The sequence below is a fragment of the Desulfomicrobium aestuarii genome (assembly GCF_055385525.1).
The window spans coordinates 1,648,298-1,669,612 of sequence record NZ_AP042427.1; the positions used below are offsets into that span (position 1 = coordinate 1,648,298).

Here is a 21,315-nt window from a genome sequence, read left to right on the forward strand (position 1 = left end):
GGGCGGGGCTAGAGCACCCCGGGCCCGTGAACGTGCGGCTCCCCGCCGCGCTCCAGCCGCTGGTGGTCCCAGAACACCACGCTGCCGATGACCTCCCGGACCATGCCGGCCAGGGCCTCCGGTCGGGCCACGAGCTGGGGCAGGAGCGCGCGTCTGTGCATGAGCAGGCACTCGGTCTGCGTCTCGGCCCGCAGGGTGTAGAGCGAGCGGAAAACGCCGAGCAGGGCGAGACCGCCGGCGCTCATGCCCTGGGCCACACGGCCGAGGACCACCCCCTCGCGCTCGATGACCAGCGCCCCGCTGATGACGGCCACGGCGACGTCGGCCGGCTGCCCCTCCTCCATCACCGTCTGGCCCGCCGAAAAGGCCTCGCGTTCGCAGAGATAGGCCATGACCCGCTGCAGCTCCGCGGGAATTCCCGCGAAGAACGGCAGCTCCCGCAGCACGCGCAGGTTGCAGTCCAGTTCGCACTCGTGGGTCTCAGGCCTTTGCGACGAGATCATGCAGCACCCCCTTGGCGGCCATGAGTTCGTCGTACGGACCGCTCTCCACGATCTTTCCGGCTTTCATGACCACGATGCGGTCGTAATGGGACACCGTGTCCAGACGATGGACGACGGAGATGACCGTGTGCCTGCCGCGCACGGCCTTCAGGAAATTCTGGACCCGGGCCTGGGAGGCGTTGTCCAGGGCCGACGTGGCCTCGTCGAGGATGTAGACCGGCGGCGCCTTCAGGAATACCCGGGCCAGCGCGATCTTCTGGCGCTGTCCGCCCGAGAGGTACTCGCCCATGCTCCCGACCTGGAACTCGAGCCCCAGCTCCACGATGCTCTCCAGCACCCCCTCCTCGATGAGCAGCTGCACCAGGTGCTCGCTGATGCGGTCCATGGCGCCGGGCCGCCCCGGTTTGGGTTGTCCGAAGAGGATGTTGTCGCGGATGCTGCGCGACTCCACATAGAGGTCCGGTTCGTAGAAGCGCAGCGCACCTTGGCCGGAGCGGGCGAAGGTTTCGCGGAACTCCCGCCTGGCCATGAGGAGACGTTCCTTGAGGTTCTCCGGCATGCGCACCGTCTTGTGCCTGCCCTGGACGAAATTCAGGGCCAGCCGCAGCAGGAGGATGCGGGAGGCGGCCTTGAGCTCGGCCTGGCTGCGGGACGCCAGCTCGGCCACGACCACGGCGTACTTCTCCATCTCCTCCCGAGGGATGGGGCTTCCGGCATAGAGTTCGGGGGTCTGTGCCCCGTAGCGCAGGATCGGGACGGTGGCCTTGGCCACGCTTGCGCCGAACCCGACCAGTTCCTCTTCCAGCCCGATCTCCCCCAGAAAGGCCACGAAGCGCTTGTGGCGATGGGCCTCCTCGAACCTGACGCGCCGCTCGACGAAATCCCCGAAGACGATGTTCTGGGCGATGGAGCCGAAATCCATGTACCGGTCGGGGTCCAGGAATTCGATGTCGTCCAGGAAGTCGCCTTCGTAACGCTGGCGGAAGAGGCGGCGCATGGCCAGGACGCGCTCCACCAGCTCCGGTTTGTCATCGGGGGTGATGACCGCCTGCCCGCCGAACTTGAGGACATCCAGGAACAGGCCGACCTGCTGCAGCACCTCGATGATACGGTCCAGATCCGGGGTGATGAAGCCCGGAACACCGTTGGCGGCGCTGGAGCGGCTCGCGTAGAGGAGGTTGTCGCGGACGCTGCCGCTGAAGATGAAGGGGTGCTGCGGGACCATGCCCACGTTTTCGGCCACATCGAGCTTGGTCAGGGTCCGGACCTCGTTGCCGTCGATACGCGCCTGCCCCTCGGTGTAGGGCATGAGCTGGGATACGACCTTGGCCAGGGTTGACTTGCCGCTGCCCGAAAAGCCCACCAGGGCGACCATCTCGCCCGGGCGCACGTGCAGGTTCACGTCCTCGATGAGCCGCGTCCCCTCGGGGGTGCGGAAGGTCACGCCGCGCAGTTCGATGTCGCCGCGGAAGCGATGGACGTCGCGGTCCACGGGCACGAGAAGGTGCTCCGGGACGACGTCGAAGGCGGCCATGACATTCTTGTAGCGCACGAGGCTGTCTTCCTTGAGCTGGTAGAAATCCATGAGTTCCCGCCACGGCTCGCTCAGGCTCGAGTAGGCCGAGAGGAAGGCCACCAGGGCGCCGAGGTCGAAGAGGCCGCGAATGGTCATGCCGCCGCCGACGAGGAAGAGGATGAAGGGGCCGAGGTGCTCGAAGAAGTTGTTGGCGAACTTGATGCCGTAGCGGTAGGCGTTCATGCGGTTGTTGGCCTGCAGGAGCTGCTGGGTCTGACCGTAGAACTTTTCGTTCTCCAGGGCGAAGGCGGCGTGGCCGTGCACTTCGTGGACGCCCGTGATCACCTCGCCGATGCTGCCGGAGATGGCCCGGCTGACGTTGACCCGGTGGCGGTTGGCCTCGTTGCCGCGTTTCTGCAGTTTCGGCACGATGACGATCTGCAGGGGGTAAATGACGAAGCTCAGACACGCCAGCAGAGGGTTCAGGTAGAAGAGGTACCCGCCCATGGCCAGCAGCGTGCAGACGTTGATCAGGGGCACGGAGACGGCGCTGCCGATGAACCCCGAAACCGAGGCCAGCTCGTTGATCAGGGAATTGATGACCTGGCCGGGCTGGATGGTGCGGAAAAAGGACATGGGCAGGCTCAGGATGTGCGCGAAGAGGCTTCTGCGCATGCGCTCGAGCGTGGTCTGCCCGATGAAGGCCTGCAGGAGGTTGATGATGAACTTGAGGCTGCTGGCCAGGAGCACCGCGCCCAGGAAGAGCAGGCAGTACAGGATGAGCAGGTCCATGTCGCCAAGGCCGATGGCCTCGTTGACGATGCGCTTCTGCAGCTCCAGCGGGAAGATGCGGATGCCCACGGTGGCCACGACCAGCAGGACGATGAGCGCCTGCCAGCGCACGTTCTTTTCGAGTACCCACGAATAGAGGGTCCGCTTGGTGACCATGAACTGCCCCGTTCCTCCGGGTTGCGGTTTGACCTCACGCCTACCCTACTCTATGCGAAGAGAAAAGGACGCCATGATCGCCAAATTCGATTTTGCCCTGAACCGGCCCGAAGAAGACCAGGCCGAGCTCCTCGCGGCCGTCGAGGAGTTCGCCGACGCCCTGGGGCTGCCGCCGTCGGTGCGCTACAGGCTCGGGCTCGTCATCGACGAGCTCGTCTCGAACTGCATCGCCCACGGCGCGCGCCCGGGAGAGGACAGGGGCATCCGGGTCGGCATCTCGGACAGCGGCGACGACATGACGGTGGAAATCGTGGACTCGGGCCCCCCTTTCGACCCCACCGCGCACGCCAGCCGGAAATGCCTGCAGCCCGGAGACGTCAAGATCGGCGGCATGGGCCTGTGCCTGGTCCGCAATCTGGCCACGCGGATGGAATATTCCCGGTTCGACGGCTTCAACCGCACACGGATCACCATCGCCAAAAGCATTCAGGAGAACGCATGCACCTCCGGCAGATAGAACACCCCCGCGCGGCCGTTTTCCTGGTCAGCGGACGCCTCGACTCGACCAGCACGCCCGAACTCGAGAAAAAGGTCCTGCTCAGCCTGGAAAGCGGGGTCAGGCACCTGGTCATGGACTTTTCGGAGCTGGAATACATCAACAGCGCCGGTCTGCGCGTCCTGGTCATGAGCTATCAGCGGCTGAATCCGCGCGGCGGGACGGTCATGATCTGCGGCGTCAGGGATTATATCGCCGAAATATTCGACATTTCCGGCTACAACCGGATTTTCGCCATGCACGCCGACATGGCCCACGCAATGCAGGAAATCGACGCTACGCCAGACGCGCAATGACCACGGTGCGGTCGTCCTCCACGCGGCCGCCACTGGTGAATTTCTCGACGGCCTCGAAAATGCGGGCGGCGATGTCCTGCGGAGGCTCCTGCACGCTGCCCCGGACCACCTGAAGCAGGCGGTCCTTGCCGAACATCTCGCCGTCCCGACCCAGGGACTCCCAGATTCCGTCCGTCCCCATGACCAACAGACCGCCTGCGAGGGGTTCCGAATATTTCGTGTACGGCCATTTGGGGTCGACTCCGAGGGGAATGTCCCGACCGGCGAAGGTGCGGACCGGTCCTCCGGCCGACGGCACGAACCACGCTGGGTCGTGTCCGGCCCCGACCCATGCGGCCCTGCGCGTAAGCGGACAGTAGGACAAGACGAAGGCCGTGACGAAATTCCCGCTGTCGTCGACGTCGGCGTGGATGAGGGCGTTGGTCCTGTTCATGACCTCGGACAGGTCGAGACGCTGCAGCAGCAGGGCCTTCATGTAGGCGCGGATGGAGGCCATGAGCAGGGCGGCCCCCACGCCGTGGCCGGTCACGTCGCCGATCAGGATGACCAGTTCCGGACCGTGCAGGCCGTCGCGGACCATGAAGTCGTAGAAATCCCCGCCCGTTTCCTCGCAGAAGACGCTGGCCCCGTATATCTGCACGCCGGGCAGAAAGGGCGACGTGGACGGCAGCAGGTTGGCCTGGATCTGCCTGGCCAGCTCCAGGCCGTGGACCATCCGCTCCCGCTCGATCAGCCGGTCGATCATGGTGTTGGTGTAGCCGGCGATGACCGCGAACTCGTCGTTGGTGACCACGGGCACCTTGGTGTCAAGCTGCCCCCGGCTGACCATTTCAAGGACCGTGGTCTGATTCCGGAAGAGCATCTTGAGGTTGCGCGCGTAGGAATAGACCAGGACCAGGGTCAGGGCCAGGAGAATGCCCATGACGAAAAGCACTTCCCAGACCACGGACCACAGCAGGGACGAAAGGTTCTCGGCGGCCCGCTCCTGGGCCTGGAGCCAGGAGATGTCGCGCATGAGCAACATCAGCAGGATCAGGGTGACGAAAAAGATGATGCCCGTGGCGAGATAGGCGAAGCGCCTGGTCTGGGGAAAAAAGGACTCGGGTCCGGGGAGGCTTCCGGCGGACATGTCGGCCTGGACGATGACCCTGTGCTCCCACTCGAGGCTCAGGTCCAGGGCGGCGAAGAGCCCGATGGTGGCGAACCCGACGACGATCTCGACGCCGCTGAAGACCGGGAAGCCCCAGAAAAGATGGTGATACACGCCGACACCAAGGCCGGCCGCGATGAATATCCCGAAATCCAGCAACAGCAGGCGCGTTGATTGACGGTGAATCGGCAGGGGCAGGACGAAACGACGGATGAGCATCTGCCGCAGCGCCAGGGCAATCGCGAGATGAACACCGAGAGTCAGGGCGAACTTCCAGACCGGAAGCGACTCGACGAAAGGTCAGACCTCGCCCCCGTAAAAGGTCAGCGTGGCGAGCATGAACGCAAAGTAGAAGAGAGTCCTGGTCACTTCGGTCTCCTTTCCCTGTCAGCGCGTCTGGACAAGCGGCGCGACGCTGGAATAGAGTTCTGTCATGAAATACCTCATGCTTTTCCTTTGGCTTTTCATGGCCTCTTCTGTCCAGGCCCAAGTTTTCCCGACATCCCTCGGCGGCATCGTTCTGGGCGAGGACATCTCGACCATCCACGACATCTGCAGCATGCACACAGAAATCCCCCTCTCCCAGGAGCGCCACCTCATGGAGATCCAGCTCATGCCGGGCCACGCACCCGGCATCCGAAGCGGCTCCGTGGCCTACGCCAACTGCAATGAGATCGGCCGGATCGTCCGCATCAAGCTCAAATTCGACGACGACTCCCGCCAATTCTTCGACAACCTGCTCGCGCGCTATCGGGAACGCTTCGGCAAGCCCCTGGAGTGGCGCGGGGACCCCTTCCAGACCGTCATGTCCTGGAAATGGAGCTTTCACGACAACCGCGGCGAGCAGGTCAATCTGGAGCTGACGCACAGCAGGGACGACAATTCCAAGACGGAGAACTCCGTGAAGATGACCCTGCGCTCCCTGTGGCTGCGGGAGGACGCCTGCCAGGACGCCAAGAGCGCCTCCGCCCCCGGCCGTGCGGACGGCCCCACCCCGGCCCACATGCTCGACTACAGGCTGCTCATCCCCCAATGACCCGGGAACTGCGCTGGGACGGGCTGCGGGTGAGCATCCCCGACGGCATGGAACCGGCGGTTCTCGATCGCGGTTTTATCCGCCTCTCGCGCCCGGACCACGGCTTAGGCACGGGCGGCGGTCAGGCCGGGTCGCTGGAACTGCGCTTCGGTCCGGAAAAATCCCCCTTCAATCCGGACCGCGACGGCCGGCGCCTGCTCAAGGCCTGCGGGCTGCCGGAGGCGACGTTCGTCCGCGTCGGACCGTCGCGGCCCGACGCCCCCGTATTCTGGGCCGCTCCGGAAAAAGCCCCCAGGCTCTTCGCCGTCCGCATGAGCGGCGGGATGGCCGCCTTGCTGTTCCAGGCGCCGCCCCCGCCCCACGTGCTGCAGGCCGCTCTGGCCTCACTGGACCTCACGCCGCCCGACGCTTGGCGGTCCTGGCGCTGCTTCGACCTGTCCTTCGAGACTCCGCCCGGGGCGATCCTGGGCCGGGCGTCCTTCAAGCCCGGGTCCTTCCGCCTGGAATTCCGTTTGGCCGGCGGCGGGCTGACCTTCGACCGCTTCGTCCCGGCCGACGTGATCCTGGGCGCCGCCGGCGTCGAAGCATGGCTCGCGCGCTTCCTCGGCCGCGAGTACGGCGCCGGGATGATCGTCACGCCCCAAGGGCCAGGCCAGGCGAGCTTCGCCAGCCACGTCCCGGCCTGGCGACGCGTGCTGCCATGGTTCCCGGCCGGTCCCGAACGCATACGCGGCCGGGCCCGCCACGACGCCGAAACCAACAGAATCCTCATGGTCACGGCCCAGGGATCCTCCCTGCCCGCAGCGGATTTCGAACGTGTGTGCTCAACCTATGCAGCAACCGACATCCAGGGCTGACGCCCTCGCCGCCATCCCGGTGCCAATGCCCGACATCCGCACCGTGACCACGCCCCAGGGCCTGGTCCGCATCGAGCACCCCGCGGTCCTCAAGCCCTGGCTGGCGCGCCTCCTGCCCCCGGCCCTCTCGCGCCCCATGCGCACCCTGGAACTGGACGCGATGGGCTCCTTCGTCTGGACGCACATCGACGGCATCGCGAGCGTGGCCGATCTGGCCCGCCGGGTGGAGGAGCGGTACTCCTGCCTCGCGGCGGAAGCCGAACAGGCCGTGGCCCTTTTCGTGCGCCAGCTTGGACAGAGGGGCATCGTCGCCTTGCGCCAAGACCGGGAAGACTGAAGGTTCTCAGCGCATCTCGCGCAGCAGTTCCGCGAACTCGGAAAGCATGGGGACGGTGTTGTGGCCGGTCTGAGGTATGACAACCAGCCTCGACAGGCCGGGACGAAAGGCGGCATGCAGATTTTCGGTGCTGCCGCGGGGCACGATCTCGTCGTGTTCCGCGGCCAGGATGAGGGTCGGCGCGGCCACTTGCGCGGCCCGGGAACGGGAGTCGAAGCGGTCGCGCAGGAGCAGGCGCACGGGAAAGAACGGATAGTGGCGAGCGGCCACGGCCGCCAGGCTGTCGAAGGGAGTGATGAGCACGAGCCCCGTCACGGGCCTGCTGCCGGCAAGGTGCACGGCCACGGCGCTGCCGAGGCTGCGACCGATGACGACAATGCTGTCGTGACGCCTGCGTACCATGTCGTACACCGCCAGGGCGTCGGCCAGCAGGGCCTCCTCGGAAGGGCTGCCCGTGCTGCCGCAATAGCCGCGGTAGTGCGGCAGGTACAGGGCGCTGTCCGGAAAGGCCTCGGCCAGTTCGGGCACGGCGCGCGGTGCGACCTCGGCGTTGCCGCCGAAATAGATGACCGCCGGGGCTCCCGCCCGTTCCCGCACGGTCACGAGGATTTCGGCGCCATCGACAGGCAGGGAGACGGCACCAGCCACGGCAGCCTGCGGACACGGCTGCGGCAGATAGATGAGGGACCGCTGAAAGGCGAAGAGGACCGCGCACAGTCCGAGGTAGCACAGCGCGGCCGTGGCCGCGGCGGCCATCATGGAACGCGGCATGGTGCCAACCACGCCGCCGCGAACAGCAATGCCGCCCGAAGGCGGCATTGCGGACACGGGCGGGTCGTCATTCCTGCCATTCGAAAATGGTATCCAGTTGCGGGAGGAAAGGCCTGACCACTTCCTGGTTTTCCGGGGAGGTGGCCAGGGTCTTCTCCATTTCCGCCATGCTCTGCTTCATCTGTTCAACCATCTGCGCCTTGTATTCCGCCGGGATATCCTTGCTGGACGAAATTTCGTCCAAGGACTGCTGCATCTGTCCCAGCACGTCCTCCCCGTCCTTGCCGAGCTTCACGGCCATGTAGGCCTGGGTCACCTGCTGGGAGACCTCGCCCCAGCTCTCCACGCTGAAGCCGTGCTTTTTCAGCATGCCTTCAACCTCGCGCTGGTCTTTCAGGCTTCTGGCCCAGTCGCCCATGAGGCGGGACGTGCTCGTGGCGTCCCCGTCATCCTCGGCCTCGTCGGCATACTGGTCGAAATAGGGCTTGAGCTCCTGCATGGCGCCGATGAACCCTTCCACCTGCTTCGCTCCGAGCCCCGCGCACCACGCGGCCTGGGATACAAGCAGAAACGCCGGCACCATGATCAAAAAACGCCACAACCGCATAACTTCCTCCTTGCAGTCACGGGCAATGCATAATCGATTTGCACGGCCCCACTTCTCTTCATTGCGCTTTCGTGGCAATATATTTATGTCACCCCGAACTCAAGGGGCCAAGGGGCGAAATACCCCCATATTTTTACATACTTCACCTGGAGGCAGGCATGAATCCCAAGGAACTTCTGTATGCGAAATCCCACGAGTGGGTCAGAATCGAAGGCGACGAGGCCGTGGTGGGCATCACCCATTTCGCCCAGGAACAGCTCGGCGACCTGACCTTCGTCGAACTGCCCCAGCCCGGCGACCAGGCACAGGCCGGCAAGGAGATCGGCTCCGTCGAATCCGTCAAGGCGGCCAGCGAAATATACTCCCCCGTCAGCGGCGAAGTCGTGGCGGTCAACAGCGAGCTCGAGAACGCTCCCGAACTGATCAACAAGGAGCCCTTCGGCGCCGGCTGGATGTTCAGGGTCAAGCTGTCCGCAAAGCCCCAGGGCCTCCTCGACGCCGACGCCTACGCCGAACTCTGCGCGGCCGAGGCCCACTAATCACTACCCGGGCCGCCCTTCCGCTGCGCGAAGGTTCATCGCAGGACCTGACGAACTGCTCGCCTCCGGCTGGATGACCGCGGCCCCATACCCGGAGGCACCATGCCCTTCATTCCGCACACTCCCGAAGAACAGCGGGAGATGCTGGCCGCCATCGGCGTGGACAGCATCGAAGACCTGTTCGAGGATATTCCCGCAAAATTCCGGGCCGGGGATTTGAATCTCCCCTCGGGCCTCAGCGAGATGGAAGTCCGCCAGAAGCTCGAAAAGACGGCGGCCAGGAACCACACGGACCTGACCTCGTTCCTCGGGGCGGGCTTCTACGACCACTACATCCCCAGCGCCGTGGACGCCCTGTGCAGCCGCGGCGAGTTCTACACGGCCTACACCCCCTACCAGGCCGAGGCCTCCCAAGGCATGCTGCAGGCCATCTTCGAGTACCAGACCGCCGTGGCGCGCCTGATGGACCTCGAATACGCCAACGCGTCCCTCTACGACGGCGGCACGGCCCTGTACGAGGCCATCATGATGGCCGTGCGGCACACCAGACGTTCGCGCATCGTCATCTCCGAGAGCGTGAACCCCATCTACCGGGTCATGCTGGACAGCTACACGACCAACCTCAAGCTGGACCTGGTCACCGTCCCCCACAAGGACTGCAACACGGACATGGACGCCATGCTCGCCGCCCTGAACGACGACACGGCCGCGGTCATCGTCCAGAACCCCAACTTCTTCGGCACGGTCCAGGATTTCACGGCCCTCTTCGACAAGGCCCGGGAGCACAAGATCGTGTCCGTCATCTCGACCTACCCCGTCATGCAGTCGATCCTGAAGACGCCCGGCCGGATGGGCGCCGACATCGCCGTGGCCGAGGGCCAGAGCCTGGGCCTGCCCCTGAGCTTCGGCGGGCCGTACCTGGGCATCATGGCCTGCAACAAGCAGCTCATCCGCCAGATGCCCGGCCGCATCGCCGGCCGCACCGTGGACAAGAACGGCAAGACGGGCTTCGTCCTGACCCTGCAGGCCCGCGAGCAGCACATCCGCCGCGAGAAGGCCACGTCCAACATCTGCTCCAACCAGGCCCTGTGCGCCCTGCGGGCGCTGATGTACATGAGCCTGCTCGGGCCCCAGGGCCTGAAGAAGACGGCCCAGGTCGGCATTGAACGCGCCCACTACGCGGCCAACCGCCTGGAGCGGCTGCCCGGCGTGCACGTGGTCAACGCCCCCTTCGGCAACGAGTTCACGGTCAAGCTGCCCGTGCGCGCCTACGAGGTCATCGACAAGCTCCTCGACATGAAGTTCGTGCCGGGCTTCCCCCTGGGCCGCTACTACCAGGGCATGGACAACCACCTCCTGGTGGCCTGCACCGAAAAAACCACGAAGCAGTGCATCGGCATCCTGGCCGAACTGATTGGAGGCGCCCTGTGAAAACCCTTTTCCAAGATTCCTCCAAGGGACGCACCGGCGTGTGGCCCAAGGAACCCAAAGGCAACACCGAGGCCGACATCCCCGCCTACCTGCTGCGCGACACGGCGCCGAAGCTGCCCGAACTGTCGGAGATCGACGTCATCCGCCACTTCACCAGGCTCTCGCGCCTGAATTACAGCGTAGACAGCAATTTCTATCCCCTGGGGTCGTGCACCATGAAGTACAACCCCAAGTTCACCGAAGCCGTGGCCGCCCAGCCTGGCTTCACGAACCTGCACCCGCTCATCCCGCAGCTCAAAGGGGCCGGGCACCTGACCCAGGGCGCCCTGGAGGTCCTCTACGAGACCGAGCAGCTCCTGGGCGAGATCACGGGCATGAGCGCCTTCACCCTGCAGCCCATGGCCGGCGCCCACGGTGAACTGACGGGCGTCATGCTCATGGCCGCCTACCACAACGACAAGGGCAATAAAAAGACCAAGATCATCGTGCCCGACTCGGCCCACGGCACCAACCCGGCCTCGGCGGCCATCGCCGGCTACGACGTGGTCTCCATCCAGTCCAAAAACGGCATGATCGACCCCGACGAGCTGGAGAAGGTCCTGGACGACGAGGTGGCGGGCCTGATGATGACCTGCCCCAACACCCTGGGCCTGTTCGAGTGCGGCCTGGAGCGCATCGTCAAGCTGGTCCACGGCGTGGACGGCCTGCTCTACTACGACGGCGCGAACCTGAACGCCATCATGGGCAAGATGCGCGTGGGCGACGTGGGCTTCGACGTCGTGCACCTGAACCTGCACAAGACCTTCGCCACCCCCCACGGAGGCGGCGGGCCTGGTTCCGGACCCGTAGGCGTCAGCCAGCGCCTGGTCGACTACCTGCCCATCTCGCGCGTGGTGAAGCTGGAGGACGGCCAGTACTACCTGAACTACGACTACCCCAAGTCCATCGGCTACATCGCGCCCTTCTACGGCAACTTCGGGGTCATCCTCAAAGCCTACGCCTACATCCTGCGCCTGGGTCGGGAGGGTATCGTGCGCGCCACGGAGAACGCCGTCCTGGCCGCCAACTACCTCCGCAAGCGCATCGAGGCGCACCTGGAAATCCCCCACGACCGCATCTGCATGCACGAGTTCGTGGCCTCGGCCGCGAAGCAGGCCGAAAAGGGCGTGCGCGCCCTGGACATCGCCAAGGCCCTGCTGGACAAGGGGCACTACGCGCCGACCATCTACTTCCCGCTCATCGTCAAGGAATGCCTCATGTTCGAGCCCACCGAGACCGAGAGCAAGGAAACCCTGGACGGCTTCGTGGACGACCTCATCGAGATCCTCGGCCGCGTGGAGACGGACCCGGAGTCCATCCACGACGCGCCGGTGACCACGCCCGTGCAGCGACTCGACGAAGTTCGCGCCGCACGCAGCATGGAACTGGTGGACGACGCAGGACTTTAGGCATCAGTAAAATCAGCCTGCAGTAAAATACAAAGCCCCCGAAAGGGGGCTTTTTTCATGAAATATCGAGTCGGAGTACAAAAAATCATCAAAAAAAATTGCAATACATATTGAATTTTACAAAATTATATTTAATATTCTCATTTATATAAATTCACCATCAAGACAACATGCACCATTATGCTTTCAATTCCAAATCACAATTATTTAAAAAAAATTCTCCCAACATCAGAATTTGACCATGGATGCAGCTAACCGGAAACACGTTGCAAGGTAAAATGAAGTGATATAATTTCCCTGCATCACTGAACGGCTCCATGTAGGGAATTTCATGTCATACATTTTTGTAGTACCTGCGCTCTTGACTCTTGCCGGACTTGGATATGTATTCTTCGTACGCAATCCTGTCCCGAAGGATGTTGCCCGCCGCGATAACGTCTCGACGCACATGCATCCGCATGCCGGGGCAAGAAATGCGTTCTCGGAGTGGGAGCTCGTGCTATCCCGCGCCCTGGACCATATCTACGGCGGGTCCCATGCCTCCACGGAACTGCAGATGACCCATGTCTACGAGGCCCCGCCGGCCCTGACCGTCACGGCCATGGCCAATCTGGTCAAAGCCTTCGACAAGGTGGGCACGCTGCATTCCTCCCTGTCGGCCCTGGACAACCCCGACGCCAGCATGAAGGACCTGGGCGACCTCGTGACCCGCGACCCGCTGCTCTCCGGGAGGGTGCTCAAGACCGTCAATTCGCCGTTCTTCCGCACGGCCATGGAGGTCAAATCCGTACATACGGCCGTGAACATCCTGGGGCTCGTCAACCTGAAGAATCTCATCGCCTTCGGCGTCCTGCCCTACTCTCTCTACAGGCAACCCGTTCACCGCCGCATGTTCAAGGGCATCTGGCAGCACATGAACGCCACGGCCATCACCGCGGCACACATGGCCAGGGCCCGCCAGGACCTGGACAGCGGCACCCTCTACACGGCCGGCCTCATGCACGACATCGGCAAGCTCGTCCTTGTCCTGCTCATGAAGAATCCGGACGAGAACGCCGACTTTCCTTATAACCTGAACCTCGAATACGAAAACCTCACGGCCACGCACCTGCAGGCTGCCTGGGTCATGGCCAAGTCGGGGGGCATCCCCGGACAGCTCAAGGCCCTGGTCCTGGACCATCACCTCCCGGCCCTGATCCCCGTCCAGCAGCTGGACTGCAACGCCGAGCACGCCAAGTACCTGACCGTCCTCTTCCTGGCCAATCAGGTGGCCAAGCTCATCTCCCCCGACGGCACGCTGCTCGACGACGTGAACCGGCTCGACCGCCTGGACCCCAGCTACCGCGAGATATTCTCCCAGGCCGAAGCCAGGGAAATCCTCCTCTGCCCGGGCCTCATCGACGACATCCTGGCCAACTTCCGGGTCGTGCAGGCGTCCCTGAACTAGGCGCGCCCGGTCCCGTCCATGCCGCGGGCCAGGTGCCAGGCCATGGCCCCGAGCAGGGCCACGCCCAGGCCCAGCACCGCCCAAAGGACAACCCGCGTCCAGTTGCGAGCGGGGCGCAACCGTTCCTCACCGCCGAGGGGTTTCCATGCCCCCAGAACAGCCTTGCCCAGCGGTGCGGCCCCGACTCCGCCATGGGTCAGCATCGGCGCCAGCAGATCGGCGCTGCCTTCAACGGACGGGTTGCCCACGGCCAGGGTATATGGCCCCTCGCCCTGGGCCATGAAGACCAGCTCGTGGGGCAGCCAGCCCACGCGCAGAGGCGCCTGGGCGCCCTGCATGACGACGCGCATCCGCGCCAGAGGCCCGCGCAGGGGCAGGCCCGAGCCCGACAGGCGCTGGCCGTCGACGTTCAGGCGAAAGAGCGAACCGGCCGTGACGCGACGCCAGCCGTCGCCGTCCGCCACCTGCACCTCCACGCCGAGGACGGCATTGTCCGTCTCGTCGAGATCGAGAAGGTCCACGGGCAGTCCTGGGGGAAGCACGAACTCCAGCGTCCCCGGCTGAACGAGACGACCTGCCAGCGGCGCGAAACTGCGCCGGATCGGACCGACAGCGGGCTCGCCGTAGGCCGCCTCAACGGCCGAGAGGTCCCGGACGGCGGACACGAGGTAGTATTTCCAGGCCCGGCCCCGCAGGTCGATACGATCCTGGCGGATGCGGCCGTTACGGTGCTCCATCCGCGTCAGCACGCCGCTGCCGGCGCCCTGCCACGTCGCCAGATCGTCGCTGCCCCGGACCTCGACGCGCAGCATGCCGAAATCCTCGCCCAGCTCGAAGCGGAGCGCGCCCAGGCCGGTCGGCGCGTTCGTGGCGTCCAGAAGGAGCAGACGGTTGTCCTCCCCGGACGGGCGGACCAGAGTTTCGACCACAGCCCCGCGCTCCGAGGTTCGGATGCGCATGCGGAGATCGTAATCCCGGCCATCTTCTGCCTGGCCGAGCCGGAAAAGCGGCAGGCCGATGGCGGCGCCGGTCTGGGGCACGATGCGCCGCAGATGCATGGGCACCTCCTCGTCGGCGGCGTTGAAGACGCGCATGTCGCCCAGGTCGGCACGGACGCTGGCGTTATAGACCTCCAGGGGCAGCTCGATGCGCTGCAGGGCGAAACCGGGTTCCGCCTCGAGGGTGAAGCCCCCGGCAAATTCCCCCAGCGACAGGGCATGCGCGCTGCAGGGAAAGAGCAGGGCCAGAATCAGGAAAATCCTCATTTTTCCTCCTTGGGCGGAAGCGGACAGAAATACCCCACCACGAGCATGAGCAGCCCCACGCCCAGGAACGAGACGATGCGCGCCACGGTGCCGCGTCCGTCCAGGTCGACCAGAAAGAGCTTGACCACGACCACGCCAAGCAGTCCCGCGCCAGCCAGCCAGGCCCGACGGCTGGCGCGGCGCCGGCCCAGGAGCATGGCGCCCAGGGCCGCCAGGGACCACAGCACCGAGCACGAAGCCTGCATGATGTCGGAACGGAACAGGGCTTCTGTGGAATAGCGGACTCCGGCCAGATAATTCACCGCCCGGGCCAGCACCAAATTCATCCAGGCAAAGCCGGCCAGGGCCAGGAAGACGGACACCCGCGAGCCGAAACGCCATGAGCCGAAGGCCTCCTCCCTGTCGGCGGCCCGGGCCCAGAGGGCCAGGACGGCCAAGACCATGGCCTGGGCCAGGTCCAGGGGATTGATGACCGGAAGGTACGATAAAGGATACGGATCCGCGCGGGTGAAACTCACCCCGACCCACCACAGGCACAGAATCGCCGCCAGCACGCCCCCTGCCCGCAGGTAGGCGACGCGGTGCCGGCGCAGGGGCCAGTCCAGGGGGCCGAAGACCGCCGCCAGCAAAATCAGAACCCCCGCCGCGCCAGAGGACGCGTCGGCCCAGTTCCCGATTCTGAGTACGCTGAAGGCCTGCCAGTGGGCCTCGCGCGCGGCCAGCGCCGCCACGAGAAGACCGGCGGACGTGTGCGCCAGACTTCTCCCGAGGGGCGGCCAGCCGTCCTCGAGGACGCGCATGGCGGCAAACAGCGCGATCAGCGCGACGGGCCAGGCCAGCCAGCCCATGCCCGCCAGCGGGTGGGGACCCCAGTCCAGGGCCAAGGGGATCATCAGGGCGGCCGCGGCCGCGGCCAGATGTCCGGGCAGAGGCCAGCGCGTGCGCCGCTGCAGCAGGAACCAGACGCCGAGGCTGGCAGTCAGGGCGGCCAGCAGCTCCGGGTGATCGTGGCGGCCGAAGCGCGCGTAGAGCGTCCCGTACCACCACGCCGCACCCCACAGCCCGGCGGCCAGGGACAGGGGTTCTTCGTGACGCAGCCGCGCCCCGGGGAAGGACCACCAGCACCAGGCAGAGACCAGGCCGCCGGCGCCCAGGAACAGGCCAGCCAGCAGCTGCCCGTTGTCCAGGGTGTGGCCAGACACGGACGCCGCGAATGCGGCTGCCGCGCCGAGCTGCAGGAGCAACCCGAAAACGCGCGTGACGATCCGCTTCTGTCGCAGACCGAGCCAGACCATCCCGGCCCCCTCCAGAGCCCAGGTCGAGGCGGTCCAGGTGGCGTCCAGGGCCATGGGCACGGCCAGGGACACGAAGATGATGCCCAGAGCCAGATGCGCCTCGCCCAGCAGGCGCAGGCCGCGGGCCTGACCTTCCCCGGAGACGGCTTCGGGCGAGACGCCGCGCTTGCGAAGAACAGCCAGCGTCAGGACGTACCACGCGGCCAGCCCCAGGCAGCTGAAGGCGCCGCCCATTTCCGTGTCGCGCACCAGTCCCATCTGCAGGGCGAAGGCGGCCAGCGGCAGGCCGAAGACCAGGGCGCTGTCCAGACGCGGGTTCTCGCGCGGGGCCCGGGCGAAAAGGATGGAGACGAAGCCGTACATGACGAAGAAGAGGATGAGGAAAGGTTCGGTCGTGGCGAAGTATTCAGGGGCGTAGTACCGGGAGCCCCAGACGGCTCCGATCCCGAAGGTGAAGGCGAAGCCGAGGAGGTTCAGCGGGCGCCAGATGCGCCGCAAGGCGATGCCCAGGACCCCGAGGTTCAACAGGGCATAGTAGGCGAAGAGGTGCACATGGCTGCCCTGGCCCGTGGACAGCAGGACCGGAGCCAGGAAACCGCCCGTCGCCCCGAAGAGGGCCAGGGACATGGAATCCTGGGACACGGCCAGGATGCCAGAGAAGATGACGACACCGGTCATGAGCGCCAGGGCCGCGACGGGCGGGAGCATGCCCACGAAGCGCGCCGCGGCGAAGATGGTCAGGTACAGCACTCCCACCCCGCCGCCCTGGACCAGCAGGGCGTAGACCGGGTTGGCGCGCCGCAGCCGCCAGCCCAAAGCCAGGAGGGCGATGCCGAGCAGCCCGGCACCGGACATGCGCATTTCCACGGACACCAGGCTGTGGTCCGCTGCGTACTTGAGCAGAAAGGACACGCCGAAAAAAAGGACGACGATGCCGACCTTGACCACGGGGTTCCCGCCCGCGAACCAGTCCCACACCGTCCTGAACCCTTCCTGGACCCTGGCCTCGAAGCCCGGCAGGGCCGCCTTCGGCGCAGGCCGTTCAGCGGGGGATGGACGGGCCGAGACCGGCCGGGCAGGCGCCTCCTCGGAAAAGACGAATTCCCCTTCGGCGCCATCCGCTGCCGGTGCAGCGGAGGCCGGGACATCCATCCGCGTTCTCGCCGCGCTTTTCGGCTCGGCTGCGGCACGGCCCTCAAGCTCGCGGAGCCTGCGCTCCAGGGAGGAAATGCGCGAGACCAGGGCGAGGCATACGATGCACAGCACCGGCAGGACGAGGATGACGGGGCTGCGCCAGAAGGTGTCCGCGGCGCCGGCCAGAGCGATGAAGGTCAGGATGACGAGGAAGATGCGCACGGAAGCCTCCGGTGCTGACGGATTCGGCCGCGGAGGTAGCCCCTTGGCCGCATTGCAAGGCTTTGCCGCGCAGCGGCCGCAAAGGCAAGGGGGCGAAACGAAAAAGGCCCGGCCCCCGCGCTGGCGGAAACCGGGCCGCATATCGCGCGCGGGACGGCTACTTGCTGACGATCTCCGAGCCGATGCCGCCCTGGGTGAACATCTCGAGCAGAATGACGTTCTCGATGCGGCCGTCGAGGATGTGGGCCTTGGACACGCCGCCGTCCACGGCCTCCAGGCAGCACTTGATCTTGGGGATCATGCCGCCCGTGACCACGCCCTGCTCCAGGGCGTGCACGGCCTGGTGCAGGGTCATGGAGGAGATGAGCTCGCCCTTCTTGTCCAGGACGCCCGGCACGTCGGTCAGCAGGATGAGCTTCTTGGCGCCCACGGCCACGGCCACGGCGCTGGCCACGGAGTCGGCGTTGATGTTGTAGGTGTTGCCTTCCTCGTCCACGCCCACGGGCGCGATGACGGGCACGAAGTTGGCGGCCTGCAGGGAGGTGATGACCGAGGTGTCCACGGCCACGACCTCGCCGACCTTGCCCAGGTCGATGATCTCGGGCGGCGCGTCGGAACGCTCCACGGCCATCTCCAGCTTCTGGGCCCAGATGAGCCGCCCGTCCTTGCCCGACAGGCCCACGGCCCGGCCGCCCTGGGTGTTGATGAGGTTGACGATCTCCTTGTTGACCTTGCCGACGAGCACCATCTCGACCACGTCCATGGTCGCGTCGTCGGTCACGCGCAGGCCCTGGCGGAACTCGGACTGGATGCCCAATTGCTTGAGCATGTTGCCGATCTGCGGCCCGCCGCCGTGGACGATGACGGGGTTCACGCCGATGTAGCGCAGAAGCTGGATGTTCAGGGCGAAACTCCGGCGCAGGGCCTCGTCCTTCATGGCGTGGCCGCCGTACTTGATGACGATGGTCTGGCCGTAGAACTCGCGGATATAGGGCAGCGCCTCCAGCAGGATGGAGGCTTTGAGTGCGTCGTCGGTCATGGTTCCCCCGTGGGCTTGATGGTGCGGAAAGGTGCCGGGATAACGGCGTGACGGCTCACTTTGGCAAGGCGGGGGAAAAAGTTCAAGGTCCGCGAGCGGTGAATCGTGAATGGAAAGAGACGGCCACCGACAGGCGGTTCTCTTGTCCGCACACCATCCACCGCTCACGGTTCGCTACAGGATGTATCTCGTCAGGTCCCGGTTCTCCTGCACGTCCTGCAGGGCATGGGCCACGTAGTCGCGGTCGATGGTCACGGTCGCGCCGTCCATGTCCGGCGCCTCGAAGGACAGGTCGGCGACGATCTTTTCCATGATGGTGTAGAGCCGCCTGGCACCGATGTTCTCGGTCTCCTCGTTGATCTTCTGGGCGAAGCGGGCGATCTCGTTCAGGGCCTCGTCGGTGTAGACGATGTCCACGCTCTCGGTGCCCAGCAACGCCTTGTACTGCACGGTCAGGGCGTTTTTGGGCTCCGTCAGGATGCGGTAGAAGTCGTCGCGGGTCAGGGCCGAGAGCTCCACGCGCAGGGGGAAGCGGCCCTGCAGCTCGGGCACCAGGTCCGAGGGTTTGGACATGTGGAAGGCGCCGGCCGCGATGAAGAGGATGTGGTCCGTGCGGACCATGCCGTACTTGGTGTTGACGGTGCTGCCCTCGACGATGGGCAGGAGGTCGCGCTGCACGCCCTCGCGGGACACGTCGGCCTTGCCGCTGCTCCCCCCGCCGCCGCAGATCTTGTCGATCTCGTCGAGGAAGACGATGCCCGACTCCTGCACGCGCTCGCGGGCGATCTCGTGGACCTTGTCCATGTCGATGAGGCGCTCGCACTCGGACTGGATGAGGATTTCGTAGGCGTTCCTGACGCGGACCTTCTTGGTCTTCTTTTTCTTGGGGAAGACCTTGGAGAGCATGTCCTGCATCTGCATCTCCATGCCCTCCATGCCCGGGATGGTCATGGCCTGCACCCCGCCCGAGGACTGCACCTCGACCTCCACCAGCCTGTCGTCGAGCTTGCCCTCGCGCCAGAGCTGGCGCAGCTTCTCGCGCGTGGAGTCGGCGGCCCGGGACTCGGGGCCGATGTAGTCCACGCCGGCCGACTCCAGGGGCTTGGTCGGCAGGAGCACGTCCAGCAGGCGCTCCTCGGCCGTGGCCTCGGCGCGCACGCGGACCGTGGCCTCCTCCTCCTGGCGCACGAGGTTGACGCCGATCTCCATCAGGTCGCGGACGATGGATTCCACGTCGCGGCCCACGTAGCCCACTTCCGTGAACTTGGTGGCCTCGACCTTGAGGAAGGGCGAACCGGCCAGCTTGGCCAGCCGCCGGGCGATCTCTGTCTTGCCCACGCCCGTGGGCCCGATCATGAGGATGTTCTTGGGCGCGATCTCCTCGGCCAGCTCGGGGTCGAGCTGGCGGCGGCGCCAGCGGTTGCGCAGGGCGATGGCGACCATGCGCTTGGCCTGGTTCTGGCCGACGATGTACTTGTCCAGTTCAGACACGATCTCTCTGGGGGTCAGGGTATTCATCAGGAGTTCCTGGTCACGGTCTCGAAGACCACGCGGTCGTTGGTGAAGACGCAGATCTCGGCCGCGATCTCCATGGAGCGGCGCGCGATCTCCTCGGCCGAAAGGTCGGTGTTGCGGCGCAGGGCGCGGGCCGCGGACAGGGCGTAGGCCCCGCCGGAGCCGATGGCGGCCACGCCGTCGTCGGGCTCGATGACGTCGCCGGTGCCGCTGAGCATGAGGATGGTCTCGGCGTCGGCCACCAGCAGCATGGCCTCCAGCCGGCGCAGGTATTTGTCGTTCCTCCAGTCCTTGGCCAGCTCGACGCTGGCGCGGACGAGGTTGCCGCCGAATTCTTCAAGTTTCGCCTCAAACTTCTCGAACAGGGTGAAGGCGTCGGCCGTGGACCCGGCGAAGCCGCAGACGATGCGGTCGCGGTAGAGCCGGCGGACCTTGCGGGCCCCGTGCTTGACGACGATGGCCTGGCCGAGGGTGACCTGCCCGTCGCCGGCGATGGCCACGCCGTGGTCGTCCTTGACCGCGAGAATGGTGGTTCCGCGCATTTCTGGCATGTTCTCTTCCTTGTTGTGCGCCCTGAAGTGGCGCGTGAGTGAAAAATCAAAAATGGGCACTCCCCCGCCCTTGTCAAGGCAATGCCCCGGATTTGCCGGAAAAACGGGCTGTTGCGGGACGAGTGAAATAATTTTCGACGAGCGTAAAAAACTGCTTGACGATCGCGCGCCATGCACATAGAAACCGACTTCTCGACGCGCCCGTAGCTCAGTTGGATAGAGTGCCTGACTACGAATCAGTAGGTCGCATGTTCGAATCATGCCGGGCGCACCATGAGCGAAACAAAGGAGCAAACAGCGTTTGCTCCTTTTTTCTTACCCTTGCCAGTCGTGAAAACGGTCTTACTTATATGACCGTGTTCTTTGAAATGGGGCCGCCCTGGTTTCGACGGGGATGATGAGGCCAAAGTCGCAGGTCGAGGCGCTGGGAGGTCCTCGTTAAAACCCAGCACACACATAATTGCCAACGACAATTATGACTACGCAATGGCTGCCTAATTAATTAGGTAACCCTTGCATGACGACACAGATCGTCACATCCGTGCGGTGGATGTCTGATAAGCCGTATCCGGGTGTCAAACCCCATCAGGCTGGCGAAAGGCCGCTGTCTGGACAGCCAATCGCGAGACTGCATCCGGGCTGGTTTTCGGGACGCCTGTTCATGGGCTCCCCCGAAGGCGAGATGCAGAACATGAACTAAACCTGTAGAAGCTTTGCGCGGAGCATTCTCGGACGGGAGTTCGATTCTCCCCGGCTCCACCACGACTTGAAAAGATTTACCCGCCTGACAACCTGACTGGTTGCTTGGCGGGTTTTCTTTTTGCTTTTTATTTTCATAGAGTTACTCCGTCA

General features: G+C 65.1%; 19 protein-coding genes, 1 tRNA gene, 1 other RNA gene and 1 pseudogene. 11 read left to right on the plus strand and 11 right to left on the minus strand.

The window, feature by feature from the left end; all coding sequences use genetic code 11:
* Positions 1–8 precede the first annotated feature (8 nt).
* Both ACZ5AC_RS07465 and ACZ5AC_RS07470 read right to left on the minus strand, forming a co-directional pair.
* Complete coding sequence (locus tag ACZ5AC_RS07465; RefSeq protein WP_464250320.1) at positions 9–503, minus strand: cyclic nucleotide-binding domain-containing protein; 495 nt, start codon at positions 501–503, stop codon at positions 9–11.
* Positions 481–2,967, minus strand: coding sequence for an ABC transporter ATP-binding protein/permease (locus ACZ5AC_RS07470; RefSeq protein ID WP_464250321.1), 2,487 nt, complete (start codon positions 2,965–2,967; stop codon positions 481–483). The genes ACZ5AC_RS07465 and ACZ5AC_RS07470 overlap by 23 nt, the downstream gene beginning before the upstream one ends.
* 73 nt (positions 2,968–3,040) lie before the next feature.
* On the opposite strand from ACZ5AC_RS07470, the gene ACZ5AC_RS07475 reads away from it, so the two are divergent.
* Both ACZ5AC_RS07475 and ACZ5AC_RS07480 read left to right on the plus strand, forming a co-directional pair.
* Positions 3,041–3,484: an ATP-binding protein gene (locus tag ACZ5AC_RS07475; protein ID WP_464250322.1), complete on the plus strand. Its 444-nt coding sequence runs from the start codon at positions 3,041–3,043 to the stop codon at positions 3,482–3,484.
* Positions 3,466–3,819 (plus strand): STAS domain-containing protein, encoded by a 354-nt coding sequence (locus tag ACZ5AC_RS07480; protein ID WP_464250323.1) that lies wholly within the window; start codon positions 3,466–3,468, stop codon positions 3,817–3,819. Before ACZ5AC_RS07475 ends, ACZ5AC_RS07480 begins: the two co-directional genes overlap by 19 nt.
* Here ACZ5AC_RS07480 and ACZ5AC_RS07485 read toward each other — a convergent pair.
* The gene (locus ACZ5AC_RS07485; RefSeq protein ID WP_464250606.1) at positions 3,800–4,741 is read right to left on the minus strand and encodes a PP2C family protein-serine/threonine phosphatase; all 942 of its coding nucleotides are present in this window, start codon (positions 4,739–4,741) and stop codon (positions 3,800–3,802) included. The genes ACZ5AC_RS07480 and ACZ5AC_RS07485 overlap by 20 nt on opposite strands.
* Before the next feature lie 15 nt (positions 4,742–4,756).
* Positions 4,757–5,257 (minus strand): annotated as a pseudogene (locus ACZ5AC_RS07490) (hypothetical protein); the annotation flags it as partial.
* A 145-nt stretch (positions 5,258–5,402) separates the two neighbouring features.
* Here ACZ5AC_RS07490 and ACZ5AC_RS07495 point away from each other — a divergent pair.
* Genes ACZ5AC_RS07495 through ACZ5AC_RS07505 form a run of 3 tightly spaced genes read left to right on the plus strand, consistent with a single transcriptional unit; the run spans position 5,403 to position 7,199 of the window.
* Positions 5,403–6,005 (plus strand): hypothetical protein, encoded by a 603-nt coding sequence (locus ACZ5AC_RS07495; RefSeq protein WP_464250324.1) that lies wholly within the window; start codon positions 5,403–5,405, stop codon positions 6,003–6,005.
* Positions 6,002–6,862, plus strand: a complete 861-nt coding sequence (locus ACZ5AC_RS07500; protein ID WP_464250325.1) for a hypothetical protein — start codon at positions 6,002–6,004, stop codon at positions 6,860–6,862. Before ACZ5AC_RS07495 ends, ACZ5AC_RS07500 begins: the two co-directional genes overlap by 4 nt.
* A gap of 25 nt (positions 6,863–6,887) precedes the next feature.
* The gene (locus ACZ5AC_RS07505) at positions 6,888–7,199 is read left to right on the plus strand and encodes a PqqD family protein (protein WP_464250326.1); all 312 of its coding nucleotides are present in this window, start codon (positions 6,888–6,890) and stop codon (positions 7,197–7,199) included.
* Positions 7,200–7,205: 6 nt separating this feature from the next.
* Here ACZ5AC_RS07505 and ACZ5AC_RS07510 read toward each other — a convergent pair whose 3' ends face one another.
* Together ACZ5AC_RS07510 and ACZ5AC_RS07515 are read right to left on the minus strand one after the other, a co-directional pair.
* A complete protein-coding gene (locus tag ACZ5AC_RS07510) occupies positions 7,206–7,970 on the minus strand; it encodes an alpha/beta hydrolase (RefSeq protein WP_464250327.1) in 765 nt (254 codons plus the stop codon).
* Positions 7,971–8,037: 67 nt separating this feature from the next.
* Complete coding sequence (locus ACZ5AC_RS07515) at positions 8,038–8,577, minus strand: hypothetical protein (protein WP_464250328.1); 540 nt, start codon at positions 8,575–8,577, stop codon at positions 8,038–8,040.
* A 158-nt stretch (positions 8,578–8,735) separates the two neighbouring features.
* On the opposite strand from ACZ5AC_RS07515, the gene gcvH reads away from it, so the two are divergent.
* The 4 genes from gcvH (at position 8,736) to ACZ5AC_RS07535 (ending at position 13,442) form a co-directional block, all read left to right on the plus strand.
* Positions 8,736–9,116 carry a glycine cleavage system protein GcvH gene (gene gcvH, locus ACZ5AC_RS07520; RefSeq protein ID WP_464250329.1) on the plus strand — a complete coding sequence of 127 codons (381 nt, stop codon included), beginning with the start codon at positions 8,736–8,738 and terminating at the stop codon, positions 9,114–9,116.
* A gap of 102 nt (positions 9,117–9,218) precedes the next feature.
* Positions 9,219–10,547 carry an aminomethyl-transferring glycine dehydrogenase subunit GcvPA gene (gene gcvPA / locus ACZ5AC_RS07525; protein ID WP_464250330.1) on the plus strand — a complete coding sequence of 443 codons (1,329 nt, stop codon included), beginning with the start codon at positions 9,219–9,221 and terminating at the stop codon, positions 10,545–10,547.
* On the plus strand, positions 10,544–11,995 hold the full coding sequence (gene gcvPB / locus ACZ5AC_RS07530) for an aminomethyl-transferring glycine dehydrogenase subunit GcvPB (protein WP_464250331.1): 1,452 nt from the start codon (positions 10,544–10,546) through the stop codon (positions 11,993–11,995). The genes gcvPA and gcvPB overlap by 4 nt, the downstream gene beginning before the upstream one ends.
* 496 nt (positions 11,996–12,491) lie before the next feature.
* Positions 12,492–13,442 carry an HDOD domain-containing protein gene (locus tag ACZ5AC_RS07535; RefSeq protein WP_464250332.1) on the plus strand — a complete coding sequence of 317 codons (951 nt, stop codon included), beginning with the start codon at positions 12,492–12,494 and terminating at the stop codon, positions 13,440–13,442.
* On the opposite strand, the gene ACZ5AC_RS07540 is transcribed toward ACZ5AC_RS07535, so the two are convergent.
* The 5 genes from ACZ5AC_RS07540 to hslV form a co-directional block, all read right to left on the minus strand.
* Positions 13,439–14,707, minus strand: a complete 1,269-nt coding sequence (locus ACZ5AC_RS07540) for a DUF3999 domain-containing protein (protein WP_464250333.1) — start codon at positions 14,705–14,707, stop codon at positions 13,439–13,441. The genes ACZ5AC_RS07535 and ACZ5AC_RS07540 overlap by 4 nt on opposite strands.
* The gene (locus ACZ5AC_RS07545) at positions 14,704–17,358 is read right to left on the minus strand and encodes a DUF2339 domain-containing protein (protein WP_464250334.1); all 2,655 of its coding nucleotides are present in this window, start codon (positions 17,356–17,358) and stop codon (positions 14,704–14,706) included. The genes ACZ5AC_RS07540 and ACZ5AC_RS07545 overlap by 4 nt, the downstream gene beginning before the upstream one ends.
* 157 nt (positions 17,359–17,515) lie before the next feature.
* Entirely contained in the window at positions 17,516–18,397 is an 882-nt protein-coding gene (gene argB / locus ACZ5AC_RS07550; RefSeq protein WP_464250335.1) for an acetylglutamate kinase, read from the minus strand.
* A gap of 174 nt (positions 18,398–18,571) precedes the next feature.
* Entirely contained in the window at positions 18,572–19,915 is a 1,344-nt protein-coding gene (gene hslU, locus ACZ5AC_RS07555; protein WP_464250336.1) for an ATP-dependent protease ATPase subunit HslU, read from the minus strand.
* Entirely contained in the window at positions 19,915–20,463 is a 549-nt protein-coding gene (gene hslV, locus ACZ5AC_RS07560; protein ID WP_464250337.1) for an ATP-dependent protease subunit HslV, read from the minus strand. Before hslV ends, hslU begins: the two co-directional genes overlap by 1 nt.
* Positions 20,464–20,660: 197 nt before the next feature.
* Between hslV and ACZ5AC_RS07565 the strand changes: the two genes are divergently transcribed.
* Positions 20,661–20,737: transfer RNA gene (locus tag ACZ5AC_RS07565), tRNA-Arg, on the plus strand.
* Positions 20,738–20,833: 96 nt separating this feature from the next.
* Positions 20,834–21,225: a transfer-messenger RNA gene (gene ssrA / locus ACZ5AC_RS07570) on the plus strand.
* The last annotated feature ends 90 nt before the right edge of the window (positions 21,226–21,315 follow it).